Origin of the sequence: Streptomyces sp. NBC_00704, from assembly GCF_036226605.1 — a bacterium.
Taxonomy (GTDB): domain Bacteria; phylum Actinomycetota; class Actinomycetes; order Streptomycetales; family Streptomycetaceae; genus Streptomyces.
Genome location: NZ_CP109000.1, coordinates 1,754,490 through 1,767,262 on the forward strand (window position 1 = coordinate 1,754,490; position 12,773 = coordinate 1,767,262).

Annotated in this window: 13 protein-coding genes; 5 read left to right on the forward strand and 8 right to left on the reverse strand. The window is 71.6% G+C overall.

The window, feature by feature from the left end; translation table 11 throughout:
- The first annotated feature begins 9 nt into the window (after positions 1-9).
- Positions 10-1,224, forward strand: a complete 1,215-nt coding sequence (gene serB, locus OG802_RS07765) for a phosphoserine phosphatase SerB (RefSeq protein ID WP_329408476.1) — start codon at positions 10-12, stop codon at positions 1,222-1,224.
- A 302-nt stretch (positions 1,225-1,526) separates the two neighbouring features.
- Here serB and OG802_RS07770 read toward each other — a convergent pair whose 3' ends face one another.
- The 4 genes from OG802_RS07770 to OG802_RS07785 form a co-directional block, all read right to left on the reverse strand.
- Positions 1,527-2,045, reverse strand: coding sequence for a SixA phosphatase family protein (locus OG802_RS07770; RefSeq protein WP_329408478.1), 519 nt, complete (start codon positions 2,043-2,045; stop codon positions 1,527-1,529).
- Positions 2,046-2,164: 119 nt separating this feature from the next.
- Positions 2,165-2,371 carry a hypothetical protein gene (locus OG802_RS07775; RefSeq protein ID WP_329408480.1) on the reverse strand — a complete coding sequence of 69 codons (207 nt, stop codon included), beginning with the start codon at positions 2,369-2,371 and terminating at the stop codon, positions 2,165-2,167.
- Between the two features lie 353 nt (positions 2,372-2,724).
- A complete protein-coding gene (locus tag OG802_RS07780) occupies positions 2,725-2,841 on the reverse strand; it encodes an SGM_5486 family transporter-associated protein (protein WP_329408482.1) in 117 nt (38 codons plus the stop codon).
- A gap of 485 nt (positions 2,842-3,326) precedes the next feature.
- On the reverse strand, positions 3,327-4,724 hold the full coding sequence (locus OG802_RS07785; protein WP_329408484.1) for a CynX/NimT family MFS transporter: 1,398 nt from the start codon (positions 4,722-4,724) through the stop codon (positions 3,327-3,329).
- 70 nt (positions 4,725-4,794) lie between these two features.
- On the opposite strand from OG802_RS07785, the gene OG802_RS07790 reads away from it, so the two are divergent.
- Positions 4,795-5,484, forward strand: coding sequence for a FadR/GntR family transcriptional regulator (locus OG802_RS07790; RefSeq protein ID WP_329408485.1), 690 nt, complete (start codon positions 4,795-4,797; stop codon positions 5,482-5,484).
- Here OG802_RS07790 and OG802_RS07795 read toward each other — a convergent pair.
- The 3 genes from OG802_RS07795 to fabG all read right to left on the reverse strand — a co-directional run bounded on the left by OG802_RS07795 (position 5,465) and on the right by fabG (position 7,517).
- A complete protein-coding gene (locus OG802_RS07795) occupies positions 5,465-5,797 on the reverse strand; it encodes a hypothetical protein (RefSeq protein WP_329408486.1) in 333 nt (110 codons plus the stop codon). The genes OG802_RS07790 and OG802_RS07795 overlap by 20 nt on opposite strands.
- Positions 5,798-6,024: 227 nt before the next feature.
- Positions 6,025-6,792, reverse strand: coding sequence for an enoyl-ACP reductase FabI (gene fabI / locus OG802_RS07800; RefSeq protein WP_329408488.1), 768 nt, complete (start codon positions 6,790-6,792; stop codon positions 6,025-6,027).
- 5 nt (positions 6,793-6,797) lie between these two features.
- Positions 6,798-7,517 carry a 3-oxoacyl-[acyl-carrier-protein] reductase gene (fabG, locus tag OG802_RS07805; RefSeq protein WP_329408489.1) on the reverse strand — a complete coding sequence of 240 codons (720 nt, stop codon included), beginning with the start codon at positions 7,515-7,517 and terminating at the stop codon, positions 6,798-6,800.
- Between the two features lie 243 nt (positions 7,518-7,760).
- Here fabG and OG802_RS07810 point away from each other — a divergent pair, with 243 nt between their 5' ends.
- The 3 genes from OG802_RS07810 (at position 7,761) to tyrS (ending at position 12,022) form a co-directional block, all read left to right on the forward strand.
- Entirely contained in the window at positions 7,761-9,284 is a 1,524-nt protein-coding gene (locus tag OG802_RS07810; protein WP_329408491.1) for a TldD/PmbA family protein, read from the forward strand.
- Positions 9,281-10,675: a metallopeptidase TldD-related protein gene (locus tag OG802_RS07815; RefSeq protein ID WP_329408492.1), complete on the forward strand. Its 1,395-nt coding sequence runs from the start codon at positions 9,281-9,283 to the stop codon at positions 10,673-10,675. The genes OG802_RS07810 and OG802_RS07815 overlap by 4 nt, the downstream gene beginning before the upstream one ends.
- Before the next feature lie 81 nt (positions 10,676-10,756).
- Positions 10,757-12,022: a tyrosine--tRNA ligase gene (gene tyrS, locus OG802_RS07820; RefSeq protein ID WP_329408494.1), complete on the forward strand. Its 1,266-nt coding sequence runs from the start codon at positions 10,757-10,759 to the stop codon at positions 12,020-12,022.
- A 471-nt stretch (positions 12,023-12,493) separates the two neighbouring features.
- Here the strand turns inward: tyrS and OG802_RS07825 are convergent, their stop codons facing one another.
- Positions 12,494-12,772: a GlsB/YeaQ/YmgE family stress response membrane protein gene (locus OG802_RS07825; RefSeq protein WP_329408495.1), complete on the reverse strand. Its 279-nt coding sequence runs from the start codon at positions 12,770-12,772 to the stop codon at positions 12,494-12,496.
- Between the last annotated feature and the right edge of the window lies 1 nt (position 12,773).

A 12,773-nucleotide genomic window follows, 5' to 3' on the forward strand; every position in this document is an offset into this window, starting at 1 on the left:
GGGTGCACCATGAGCGCTTCGCAGACCTCGTCCTCCGACGTTCCCACGCTCCTTGTCAAGATCTTCGGCAAGGACAGGCCTGGCATCACGGCCGGCCTCTTCGACACCCTCGCCGCCTACTCCGTCGACGTGGTCGACATCGAGCAGGTCGTCACGCGGGGCCGGATGGTGCTGTGCGCGCTCGTGACCGAGCCGCCGCCCGGCCTCGAGGGCGACCTGCGCTCGACGGTCCACAGCTGGGCCGAGTCGATGAAGATGCAGGCGGAGATCATCTCCGGTCACGGCGACAACCGGCCGCGCGGTCTCGGTCGGTCGCTGGTCACGGTGCTCGGGCATCCGCTCACCGCGGAGGCCACGGCGGCGATCACCGCGAGGATCACCAAGGCCGGCGGCAACATCGACCGTATCTTCCGGCTGGCCAAGTACCCCGTCACCGCCGTCGAGTTCGCCGTCTCCGGTGTGGAGGCGGGCCCGCTGCGCACCGCCCTCGTCAGGGACGCGGGGATACTGGGCGTGGACGTCGCCGTGGTGGACGCGGGACTCTACCGGCGGGCCCAGCGGCTCGTCGTCATGGACGTCGACTCGACCCTCATCCAGGACGAGGTGATCGAGCTCTTCGCCGCGCACGCCGGCTGTGAGGACAAGGTCGCCGAGGTGACGGCGGCCGCGATGCGCGGCGAGCTGGACTTCGAGCAGTCCCTGCACGCGCGCGTGGCGCTGCTGGAGGGGCTGGACGCCTCGGTCGTGGACAAGGTGCGCGCCGAGGTGCGGCTGACGCCGGGTGCGCGCACCCTGATCCGGACGCTGAAGCGGCTCGGCTACCAGGTGGGTGTCGTCTCCGGCGGTTTCACCCAGGTCACCGATGATCTGCAGGAGCGGCTCGGCCTGGACTTCGCGCAGGCCAACACGCTGGAGATAGTCGACGGCAGGCTGACCGGCCGGGTCACCGGCGAGATCGTGGACCGCGCGGGCAAGGCGCGGCTGCTGCGCCGCTTCGCCGCCGAGGCGGGCGTCCCGCTCTCCCAGACCGTCGCGATCGGCGACGGCGCCAACGACCTCGACATGCTCAACGCGGCCGGTCTCGGGGTCGCCTTCAACGCAAAGCCGGTGGTGCGCGAGGCGGCGCACACGGCGGTGAACGTGCCGTTCCTGGACACCGTCCTGTATCTGCTGGGCATCACCCGCGAAGAGGTCGAGGCCGCGGAGACGCACGACGAGCGGTAGCCCGCCCGCCGCCCGGTCGGGCATCGGCCGGACCCCGGCGAAGCCCGCCACGGCACGGATCCGCGGACGACGGCACGGATCGGCAAAGGCCGCCTGTGGTTCCACGGGCGGACGAGGTCTCACACGTGACGCGGCGTCCCCCTGTGCCTTCTGTGGCGGCGACCGGAGACGGATGACCGGTGACCCGGTGACCCGGTGAACGCGCCCGCCGGGGGACGAGGAGGGCCCGGCGCGATGCGGGACGCTGCTGGTTCAAGAGCGTCGATGCGGCGCTGGGCCCTCGTGCGTGCCGGTCGGTCAGTTCACTCTTCGGGCGCCCAGTAGTCGAGCAGTGCGGCGGTACCCGGCTCCAGGGCCTTCCAGGAGCCGTCGAAGGAGAGGACGGCGAAGGCGGCGGCCGGGAACCCGCGGCGGCTCATGCGCTCGCCCGCGTCGCCGTCGGAACGGCCGGACAGGATCTCGGCGAGCCCCTGGATCCCGGGGTTGTGGCCGACCAGGACGATGTTGCGGACGTCGTCGGGGGTCTCGTTGAGCAAGGCGATCAGCTCGCCCGGGGAAGCCTCGTAGATCCGCTCCTCGTAGACGGTTTTCGGCCGCTGCGGGAACTCGTGGACCGCGAGCTTCCACGTCTCCCGGGTGCGGGTCGAGGTGGAGCACAGGGCGAGGTCCACGGGGATGCCGCTGTCGGTCAGCTTGCGTCCGGCGACGGCCGCTTCCTTACGGCCCCGCTCAGCGAGCGGGCGCTCGTGGTCGGTCACCTGTGGCCAGTCGGCTTTCGCATGGCGGAAGAGGACGATCCTGCGGGCTTCTGCGACGCTCATGAGTCCCAGCTTCGCATGAAACAGGCCAGCGGGCGCGGGTAGTTGACAGGGGGCCTCACCAGTGCCGGGAAGTCGCCCGGCGCCGCTTTCCGGGTACGGCGGGGCCGCGGGGGCCGGCCCTAGCGGGCGATCAGCATCTGTACGCGCTCGACGAGGTGGGTGATCACGGGGTCGCTGCCGGCCGCGTGGGCGTCGGCGGGGTTCAGTATCAGCACCAGCAGGGTGGCGAAGGCGAGCGCCGGGAGGGCCAGCGCCCACCAGGGCAGCCGGGTGTCGACGCCGCCCGAGGCGGCCGGGTGGGGCCGGGTGTGCGTTGGGGCCGACATGACTGCCTCCGCTGTCTTCGAGTGATCCGTGTCCCGGCTTCCGGACCGAGGTCCCTGGGCCGTGGGCGTGAGCGCCGTGTGCGGTCACGGTTCGAAGTTACGGAATCGGCGGCCGTCAACCCATCAGGTGATCCACCCACTTGACCCTGAACCTCACCCCCTAGGGGACGGGGGGGTTAGCCCCACCCCCGTCAGACGGGCGGCTTCGGCGCCGCGGGCGGGGCGCGGACGTGCCGGAGGCACGGGCGGACCAGAGGTGCCGGTCTGCTGGGTGGGCCGTGGGTACGGCGGCCGGGGGGGGCGGCCGGGTATGGGGTCCGGGTGGCTCGGCGACAGCGTGCCGGACGGGGGCGTCAGGGCGAGGCGAGGGTCGCGATGACGGCGATGATCACGAAGATGGCCAAGAACGAGCCGAAGACGATCAGCATCTTCTTCTGGCCGTTCTGCGGATTCGGGTCGAGCACTGGCATACGGCCAGTCTCGCACCCCGGATCGGCGGCGACCGCGCCGGGGGCTGTGGAAGGCCGTGCGTGGGGCCGCCCCGGCGGCAGGAAGGCCACGGGGGTGTGGGGTGGCCGCACGGGAGGCGTGAGGGCTGCGGGCGACCTCGACAGGGGGTCGTAGGGGAGCAGCCGCATCTGAGGGCTGCCTGCGACCGCAACGGAGGCCGTGGGGGCGCGGGCCCTGTCCGGGAGGTAGCGGCCGCGACGGGAGCCCGTGGGGATGCGTGTGAGGGCTGTAGGGCGACTGTCGCGGTGCCCCTGGGCGGGCCCGCCGACGGTTCGCAGGCCGCCGCGCCGGGGGCGAACGGGCGCCGGCCAAGAAGGCCGGTCAGGAGGGCGGCAGCGGTCCTGTCGGGGCTGCGGAGAGCCTCGGCGCCCGAGAGCGTCCGACGGCCGCGCAGGAGGGCGCAGCGGGCGCTTGCACGCCTCCGGTGCAGCTGTCCCGCGCGCGGTCAGCGGGTGGCTTCGTCCTCGACCGTGCGGTCCCGGCCGGCCAGGACGCCCACGACCGTCTGCGGGATCATCAGGGCGGCCATGAGCACCAGGGGCAGGTGCCAGCCGCCGCTGTGCTGGTAGAGCACTCCCACCAGCAGCGGGCCCGGGATGGAGATCAGGTAGCCGGTGCTCTGCGCGAAGGCCGACAGCTGGGCGACGCCCGCGCCCGTCCTGGCCCGCATCCCGACCATCGTGAGGGCCAGCGGGAAGGCGCAGTTGGCGATGCCGAGGAGCACCGCCCAGACCCAGGCCCCGGCGGCGGGCGCGAGGTAGAGCCCGGCGTATCCGACGAGGCCGCACGCGCCGAGTGCGACCACGATCGGGCCCTGGTGCGGCAGCCGGGCAGCGACCCGCGGGATGACGAAGGCCAGGGGCACGCCCATCGCCATCGTCACGGCGAGCAGCACTCCGGCCGTGCTCGCGGACACGCCCGCGTCCCGGAAGATCTGCGGCATCCAGCCCATGGTGATGTACGCGGCGGTGGCCTGGAGGCCGAAGAAGACGGCCAGGGCCCATGCGGTGCGGCTGCGGGTGATGCGCAGTGCGGCGGAGGAGGAGCGGCCCTCGCGCGCGTGGGTGTGTGCGTGGCCGTGCCGGGCGTCGGCCGCCGCCGTCGTGCCGTCCGAGCGCTTCGCCGGCGTAGCGGCGTCGCCCGCTTCCGTCCTCCGTTCCCGTACCAGAGGCAGCCATGGCAGGACGGCCGCGGCCGCCAGGGCCGCCCACACCGCGAGCCCGGTGCGCCAGCTGCCGCCGAGCGCCTCCGTCATCGGCACGGTGACCGCGGCGGCGGCGGAGGTGCCCAGGGCGAGGGCCATCGAGTACAGGCCGGTCATCGAGCCGACCCGGTCGGGGAAGTGCCGTTTGACGATGACGGGCATCAGGACGTTGCTGACGGCTATGCCCATGAGGGCGAGGGCGGTGGCGGCGAGGAATCCGGCGGCGCCCGCGAGGTAGGGGCGGACGAGCAGCCCGGTCGCGATGGCGGCCATGCCCGCGCACACGACCGCGCCCGGTCCGAAGCGACGGGCGAGGCGGGGAGCCATGACGCCGAAGGCGGCGAAGCAGAGCGGGGGCACGGAGGTGAGCAGTCCGGCCACGCTGCCGCTCATGCCGAGCCCGTCGCGGACCTCTTCGAGGAGCGCGCCGAGACTGGTAATGGCGGGCCGGAGGTTGAGGGCGGCCAGGACGATGCCGACGAGGAGCAGTCGCGTCGTCCACGCGCGCGGGGCGACGCGCGACGGCGGCTCGCCCTCCGCGGGTGCGGGAGGAAGAGACGGCGTCGTGGTGGCCGTCGGATCGGGCGTCGTCCTGGGCATCGTCGTGCGGGTCTGCTCGCTTGCCATGCCGTCCATCATAGAATCATAGGATGATTGGTTGTCCACGTCCGTGTGACCCCCGGCACCCCGAGCCGTGCGAAGGTGAGCCATGCCCCTGAGCCATCCCCGCCGCTCGGCTCTGTCCGAGCAGGTCATCGCCGCGCTGCGCACCCAGATCACCTCGGGCGAGTGGCCGGTGGGATCCCGCATCCCCACCGAGCCCGAACTGGTCGGGCAACTGGGCGTCGCGCGCAACACCGTCCGCGAGGCGGTCCGCGCGCTCGCGCACAACGGTCTGCTGGACATCCGGCAGGGTTCGGGCACCTACGTCGTCGCGACCAGCGAACTGGCGGGCGTGATGCACCGGCGCTTCGCCGGCGCCGACCCCCGGCACATCGCCGAACTGCGCGCCGCGCTGGAGTCGAGCGCGGCGAAGCTCGCGGCCGAGCGGCGCACGGAGAAGGACCTCAAGCAGCTGGACGCGTTGCTGCTGCGGCGCGAGGAGGCCTGGGAGTCCGGCGACGCGGAGGCGTTCGTGGCGGCGGACACGACCTTCCACCTGGCGGTGGTCGCGGCCTCCCACAACGACGTCATGACGGCGACGTACGCGGACCTGGGCGAGGTGCTGCGGGACTGGCTGCGCGACGACGTCGGCGAGAAGCTGACGCCCGAGACGTACATGGACCATTCACGGCTGGTGGACGCGATCCGCGCGCGCGACGCGGAGACGGCCGCGGTCGAGGCGGCGACCTATCCCCTGCTGTGCCGGCCCGGGCGGTTCACCGCTTCCGGTGGCTGACCCAGGCCGAGCCGACCTCCTTCCAGCACCGGCCGGTGAGCCGCACGGAACGGGCGGGACCGACGTCGGTGGGGGTGCCGTCGGTGTCCACGTCCCACCAGCGCGCGCACTCGATGTGCAGGGCGACCCGGTCGGTGTCGGCGTAGGGGTTGTGACAGTGCGCGATCACGCGCGAGCCGTCGACCTCGATCCGGCACTCGGCGCCGAACGGTTCCGGGCGCTTCACGCGTGCGTGGCCGTGCGCGCCGTACGGCGGACAGAGGACGAGGGCGACCGCGGCGATCACCGGAGCGACACGACGGAACAGGGGCACAAGGGAACCTCCTCGGCAGAGCTGGGGAGGGCGGCGCGCGTGGGGAACGCGCACTCCAGAGTGCCTATCCGGGCGCCCGTGCCGCCCGGCCAGCTGGGCCGAACGAGTGACGGTGCCGTACGCGCGACAGGGCCGTACGCCGCACGACAGGGGCGTACGCGCGACGGGTGAGGGCCCGCGTCCCCGGGGACGCGGGCCCTCACCCGTCAGGCGCGTTCAGCGGCAGATCACGCGCCGATGGCGTGCAGACCGCCGTCCACGTGGACGATCTCGCCCGTGGTCTTCGGGAACCAGTCGCTCAGCAGGGCGACGACGCCGCGGCCGGCCGGCTCGGGGTCCTTGAGGTCCCACTCGAGCGGGGAACGGCTGTCCCACACGGAGGCCAGTTCGCCGAAGCCCGGGATGGACTTGGCGGCCATGGAGCCCAGCGGGCCGGCCGAGACCAGGTTGCAGCGGATGTTCTGCTTGCCCAGGTCGCGGGCCATGTAGCGGCTGGTGGCCTCCAGGGCGGCCTTGGCGGGGCCCATCCAGTCGTACTGCGGCCAGGCGAACGAGGCGTCGAAGGTGAGGCCGACGACCGATCCGCCGTTCTGCATCAGCGGCAGGCAGGCCATGGTCAGCGACTTCAGGGAGAACGCCGAGACGTGCATGGCCGTGGCGACCGACTCGAACGGCGTGTTGAGGAAGTTGCCGCCGAGCGCGTCCTGCGGGGCGAAGCCGATCGAGTGGACGACGCCGTCGAGGCCGCCGAGCTCCTCGCCGACGATGTCCGCGAGGCGGCCGAGGTGCTCGTCGTTGGTCACGTCCAGCTCGATGACCTTGGTGGGCCTGGGGAGCTTCTTGGCGATGCGCTCGGTCAGCGTGGGACGCGGGAACGCGGTGAGGATGATCTCGGCGCCCTGCTCCTGGGCCAGCTTGGCGGTGTGGAAGGCGATGGAGGACTCCGTCAGCACACCGGTGATCAGGACGCGCTTGCCCTCGAGAATTCCGCTCATGATGATCAGTGACCCATTCCCAGTCCGCCGTCAACGGGGATGACGGCTCCAGTGATGTACGAGGCGTCGTCCGAAGCGAGGAACCGCACCGTCGCGGCGATCTCCTCCGGCTGCGCGTACCTGCCGAGCGGGACCTGCGAGACGATGCCCGCGCGCTGCTCGTCGGTGAGCGCCTTGGTCATGTCGGTGTCGACGAAGCCGGGCGCGACGACGTTGAAAGTGATGTTGCGCGATCCCAGCTCACGGGCCAGGGAGCGCGCGAAGCCGACCAGGGCGGCCTTGGAGGCGGCGTAGTTCGCCTGTCCCGGCGAACCGTACAGTCCGACCACCGAGGAGATGAGCACGACGCGGCCCTTCTTGGCGCGCAGCATGCCGCGGTTGGCGCGCTTGACCACCCGGAAGGCGCCGGTCAGGTTGGTGTCGATGACCGAGGTGAAGTCCTCCTCGCTCATCCGCATCAGGAGCTGGTCCTTGGTGATGCCGGCGTTGGCGATCAGGATCTCGACCGGGCCGTGCTGCGCCTCGATCTCCTTGTAGGCCTGCTCCACCTGCTCGGGATCGGTGATGTCGCACCTGACGGCGAGGCAGCCCAGTTCCGTCAGGGCGGCCGGCGGCTCGCCCGAGCGGTACGTGATCGCGACCTTGTCGCCGGCGTCGGCGAACGCGCGGGCGATGGCGAGGCCGATGCCCCGGTTTCCTCCGGTGACGAGAACCGAGCGGCTCAACGGATCACCCTTTCGATTGGGATCTGACGCGCCTGCCCGCACTCTCGACGGCAGGCGGCTTCCCTCGAAACCTATCGGTCCGCTTCGGCCCGCGGACATTCGGGCACCGACAGTGGCACACGGGACTGGCTGTCGGGTCCCTACAGAAAGTTTGCGCAAGCCCGGCGGAAGGTGTGGTCCACCGGTCGCCGGGCGCGACATGATCGAGGTCTTCACACGCGACGACACCAGGGAGAGACGTAGGTGCCCCATAGCATCGATGAAAGTTTCACGGCCCTACCCCTACGCGCCCTCGCCGACGCCGCTCTCGCACGCGCGCGTGCGCTCGGGGCGGCTCACGCCGACTTCCGGTTCGAGCGGGTGCGCAGCGCGTCGTGGCGGCTGCGGGACGCCAAGCCCGCCGGGTCGTCCGACACGACCGACCTCGGGTACGCGGTGCGGGTCGTGCACGGCGGGACGTGGGGCTTCGCCTCCGGGGTGGACCTGACCATGGACGCGGCGGCCCGCGTCGCCTCGCAGGCCGTGGCGATGGCCAAGCTGTCCGCGCAGGTGATCAAGGCCGCGGGGTCCGACGAACGCGTCGAGCTGGCCGACGAGCCCGTGCACGCCGACCGGACGTGGATCTCGTCCTACGAGATCGACCCGTTCACCGTGCCGGACGAGGAGAAGGCGGCGCTCCTCGCGGACTGGAGCGCGCGGCTGCTCGCGGCGAACGGGATCAACCACGTGGACGCCTCGCTGCTCACCGTCCACGAGAACAAGTTCTACGCGGACACGGCCGGCACCGTGACCACCCAGCAGCGGGTGCGGCTGCACCCGGCGCTGAACGCGGTGTCGGTCGACGAGTCCAGCGGCGAGTTCGACTCGATGCGCACGATCGCGCCGCCCGCCGGCCGCGGCTGGGAGTACCTCACAGGAACCGGCTGGGACTGGGACGACGAGCTGGCGCGGATCCCGGAGCTGCTCGCCGAGAAGATGCGCGCGCCGAGCGTGGAGCCGGGACTGTACGACCTGGTGGTGGACCCGTCCAACCTGTGGCTGACGATCCACGAGTCCATCGGTCACGCCACCGAGCTGGACCGCGCCCTCGGCTACGAGGCTGCCTACGCCGGCACCTCCTTCGCCACCTTCGACCAGCTCGGCAAGCTGCGCTACGGCTCGGACCTGATGAACGTCACGGGCGACCGCACCGCCGAGCACGGCCTGGCGACCGTCGGCTACGACGACGAGGGCGTCGCGGCCCAGTCCTGGGACCTGGTGAAGGACGGCACGCTCGTCGGCTATCAGCTGGACCGGCGGATCGCGAAGCTGACCGGGTTCGAGCGGTCCAACGGCTGCGCGTTCGCCGACTCCCCCGGCCATGTGCCGGTGCAGCGCATGGCCAACGTGTCGCTGCGGCCGGATCCCGCCGGGATGTCCACCGACGACCTCGTCGGCAGCGTCGACCGCGGGATCTACGTCGTCGGCGACCGCTCCTGGTCCATCGACATGCAGCGCTACAACTTCCAGTTCACCGGGCAGCGGTTCTTCCGGATCGAGAACGGGCGGATCACCGGGCAGCTGCGGGACGTGGCCTACCAGGCGACGACGACGGACTTCTGGGGCTCGATGGCGGCGGTGGGCGGCCCGCAGACCTACGTCCTGGGCGGCGCGTTCAACTGCGGCAAGGCCCAGCCCGGCCAGGTGGCGGCGGTGTCGCACGGCTGCCCGTCGGCCCTGTTTAAGGGCGTCAACATTCTGAACACCACGCAGGAGGCCGGCCGATGAGCGCCCGTAGCACCAAGCCGCACGAGGTCGTCGAGCGCGCCCTCGAGCTGTCGCGGGCGGACGGCTGCGTCGTCATCGCCGACGAGCAGTCGACGGCCAACCTGCGCTGGGCGGGCAACACGCTGACGACGAACGGCGTCACGCGCGGGCGCACACTCACCGTGATCGCCACGGTCGACGGCAAGGAGGGCACCGCGTCGGGCGTCGTCTCGCGGGCCGCGGTGACCCCGGACGAGCTGGAGCCCCTCGTGCGGGCCGCCGAGGCCGCCGCGCGCGGGGCGGGACCCGCCGAGGACGCGCAGCCTCTGGTGACGGGCGTGGCGCCCTCCCCGGAGTTCACCGACCCGCCCGCGGAGACCTCCTCGGCGGTGTTCGCCGACTTCGCCCCGGCCCTGGGCGAGGCGTTCGCCCGCGCGCGGGCCGGCGGCCGCGAACTGTACGGGTTCGCCAACCACGAACTGGTCTCGACGTACCTGGGCACCTCGACCGGCCTGAGGCTGCGGCACGACCAGCCGAACGGGACGCTGGAGCTGAACGCCAAGTCCCCGGACCGCACGCGCTCGGCCTGGGCGGGGCGTTCCACGCGGGACTTCAAGGACGTCGACCCGGCGGCGCTCGACGCGGAGCTGGCCGTACGGCTGGGCTGGGCGCGGCGGCGGATCGAGCTGCCCGCCGGGCGGTACGAAACGCTGCTGCCGCCCACGGCGGTGGCCGACCTGCTGATCTACCAGCTGTGGTCGGCGTCGGGCCGGGACGCGACCGAGGGCCGCACGGTGTTCTCCAAGCCCGGCGGCGGCACCCGGCTCGGCGAACGGCTGACCGAGCTGCCGCTGACCCTGCGCAGCGACCCGCACGAGCCGGGCCTCGAGTCGGCGCCGTTCGTCATCGCGCACTCCTCGGGCGGCGACCAGTCGGTGTTCGACAACGGGCTGCCGCTGCGCTCCACCCGATGGGTCGACGCGGGCGAGCTGAGGCATCTGACGACCACCCGGCACAGCGCCGCCCTGACCGGGCTGCCGACGGCTCCGGCGGGCGACAACCTGATTCTGGACGGCGGCGAGGACCGCTCCCTGGAGGAGATGGTGGCGAGCACCCGGCGCGGGCTGCTGCTGACCTGCCTGTGGTACATCCGCGAGGTCGACCCGGCGACCCTGCTGCTGACCGGCCTGACCCGGGACGGCGTCTACCTCGTCGAGGACGGCGAGGTCGTCGGCGAGGTGAACAACTTCCGCTTCAACGAGTCGCCGGTCGGTCTGCTGGGCCGGGCCTCGGAGGCGGGACGCACGGAGAAGACGCTGCCCCGGGAGTGGAGCGACTGGTTCACCAGGGCCGCGATGCCCGCGCTGCGGGTGCCGGATTTCAATATGAGTTCTGTCAGCCAGGGCGTATAACCTCATAGCCGGCGGTCGTCCGGTCGACCGGTCCGACCGCCCGCAGAGCATCACGAAGACCACCTAGGAGATACGAGAACCGTGACGGACATCGTCGACGAGCTGAAGTGGCGCGGCCTGTGGGCCCTGTCCACCGACGAGGACGCTTTGCGCAAGGCGCTCGCGGACGGTCCCGTCACGTTCTATTGCGGTTTCGACCCCACCGCGGCCAGCCTGCACGTCGGTCACCTGGTGCAGGTCCTCACCATGCGCCGGCTCCAGCAGGCGGGCCTGCGTCCGCTGGCCCTGGTGGGCGGCGCGACCGGCCAGATCGGCGACCCCCGCCCCACGGCGGAGCGCACGCTGAACGACCCGGAGACGGTCGCGAACTGGGTGACGCGGCTGCGCGCGCAGATCGAGCCGTTCCTGTCCTTCGAGGGCGAGAACGCCGCGGTGATGGTCAACAACCTGGACTGGACGGCCGGGCTGTCGGCCATCGAGTTCCTGCGGGACATCGGCAAGCACTTCCGCGTCAACAAGATGCTGACCAAGGACTCGGTCGCCCGGCGGCTGGAGTCCCAGGAGGGCATCAGCTACACGGAGTTCAGCTACCAGTTGCTCCAGGGCATGGACTTCCTGGAGCTGTACCGCCGCTACGGCTGCACGCTCCAGCAGGGCGGCAGCGACCAGTGGGGCAACCTCACGGCCGGCCTGGACCTCATCCACCGGCTGGAGCCGGAGGCCGAGGCGCACTGTCTTGCGACGCCGCTGATGGTCAAGGCGGACGGCACCAAGTTCGGCAAGACCGAGGGCGGCGCCGTCTGGCTCGACCCGGAGCTGACGACCCCGTACGCGTTCTACCAGTTCTGGCTGAACGTGGACGACCGGGATATCTCGACGTACTCGCGGATCCTGTCCTTCCGGTCCCGCGAGGAGTTGGAGGAGCTGGAGCGGCAGACCGAGGAGCGTCCGCAGGCGCGTGCCGCGCAGCGCGCGCTGGCCGAGGAGCTGACGACGCTGGTGCACGGCGCCGACCAGACGGCCGCGGTGATCGCCGCGTCCAAGGCCCTCTTCGGCCAGGGCGAGCTGAGCGGGCTCGACGAGCGGACGCTGGCCGCGGCCCTCTCCGAGGTGCCGCACGTCCGGGTCGCCGAGCCGGGCCCGGTCGTCGACCTGTTCGCCGAGGTCGGCCTGGTGGCCAGCAAGTCGGCCGCCCGGCGGACGGTGAAGGAGGGCGGGGCTTACGTGAACAACGTCAAGGTCACGGCCGAGGACGCGGTCCCCGCGCGCGAGGACCTGCTGCACGGCCGGTGGCTGGTGCTGCGGCGCGGCAAGAAGAACCTGGCCGCGGTGGAAATCACCGGTTGACCGGAACGGCTACCGGTTGACGGGAGTGGCTACCGGTTGACGGGAGTTCCATCAGTTGACCGCGACGGCAACCGTTGACCGGACCGGCGGCTGGTTGATCTCAGCGTCAATCGTTGACCGGAACAGCCGGCAGTTGACCGGAGCGGTAACCCATTGACCGGAGCAGCCGTCGGCTGACCGGAACGGTATCCGGTTGATCGGAGCCGCCACGGGTTGACCGGAGCGGTATCCAGTTGACCGGAGCGGTATCCGGTTGATCGGGGCAGCCACCGGTCGACCTGTGAAGCGCAGCGCACGGCTCACGGCTGACGACGCACCAGGGGCGGCTTCCCGCGAGGGACCGCCCCTTCGTCGTCCCGCGTCAGCATGTGCACATGTGCACAACCGACCGCTTGGGCTCAGCCGCTCCTCGACGCGGCCCCGCTCCTCGGCGCGTCCCACCTGGCGCGGCGCGCCCTTCGGGCGGGTGCCTCAGGCTCGCTGCTTCCGCTTGCCCAGCGTCGCCATGTACAGCATGTCGCCCAGGGCGACGATGATGATCGCGGCGATCAGCTGGAACGCGTGACGGCTCCAGTCGATGCCGGGTGTGGACTCCACCCCCACGGCACGGGCGACCGCGTTGCCCACGATGGCGCCCAGCATGCCGAAGATGGTGGTCAGCCAGAGTGGACTGTGCTGCTTGCCCGGAATGATCGCCTTGGCGATCAGGCCCAGCACGAATCCCACGATGATCGCCCACAACCAGCCCATT

Excerpts from the sequence above, each read along its gene's own strand:
- serB (WP_329408476.1), top strand. The coding sequence starts at position 10 with ATGAGCGCTTCGCAGACCTCGTCCTCCGACGTTCCCACGCTCCTTGTC.
- OG802_RS07770 (WP_329408478.1), bottom strand. The coding sequence starts at position 2,045 with ATGAGCGTCGCAGAAGCCCGCAGGATCGTCCTCTTCCGCCATGCGAAA.
- OG802_RS07775 (WP_329408480.1), bottom strand. The coding sequence starts at position 2,371 with ATGTCGGCCCCAACGCACACCCGGCCCCACCCGGCCGCCTCGGGCGGC.
- OG802_RS07780 (WP_329408482.1), bottom strand. The coding sequence starts at position 2,841 with ATGCCAGTGCTCGACCCGAATCCGCAGAACGGCCAGAAGAAGATGCTG.
- OG802_RS07785 (WP_329408484.1), bottom strand. The coding sequence starts at position 4,724 with ATGATGGACGGCATGGCAAGCGAGCAGACCCGCACGACGATGCCCAGG.
- OG802_RS07790 (WP_329408485.1), top strand. The coding sequence starts at position 4,795 with ATGCCCCTGAGCCATCCCCGCCGCTCGGCTCTGTCCGAGCAGGTCATC.
- fabI (WP_329408488.1), bottom strand. The coding sequence starts at position 6,792 with ATGAGCGGAATTCTCGAGGGCAAGCGCGTCCTGATCACCGGTGTGCTG.
- OG802_RS07815 (WP_329408492.1), top strand. The coding sequence starts at position 9,281 with ATGAGCGCCCGTAGCACCAAGCCGCACGAGGTCGTCGAGCGCGCCCTC.
- OG802_RS07825 (WP_329408495.1), bottom strand. The coding sequence starts at position 12,772 with ATGGGCTGGTTGTGGGCGATCATCGTGGGATTCGTGCTGGGCCTGATC.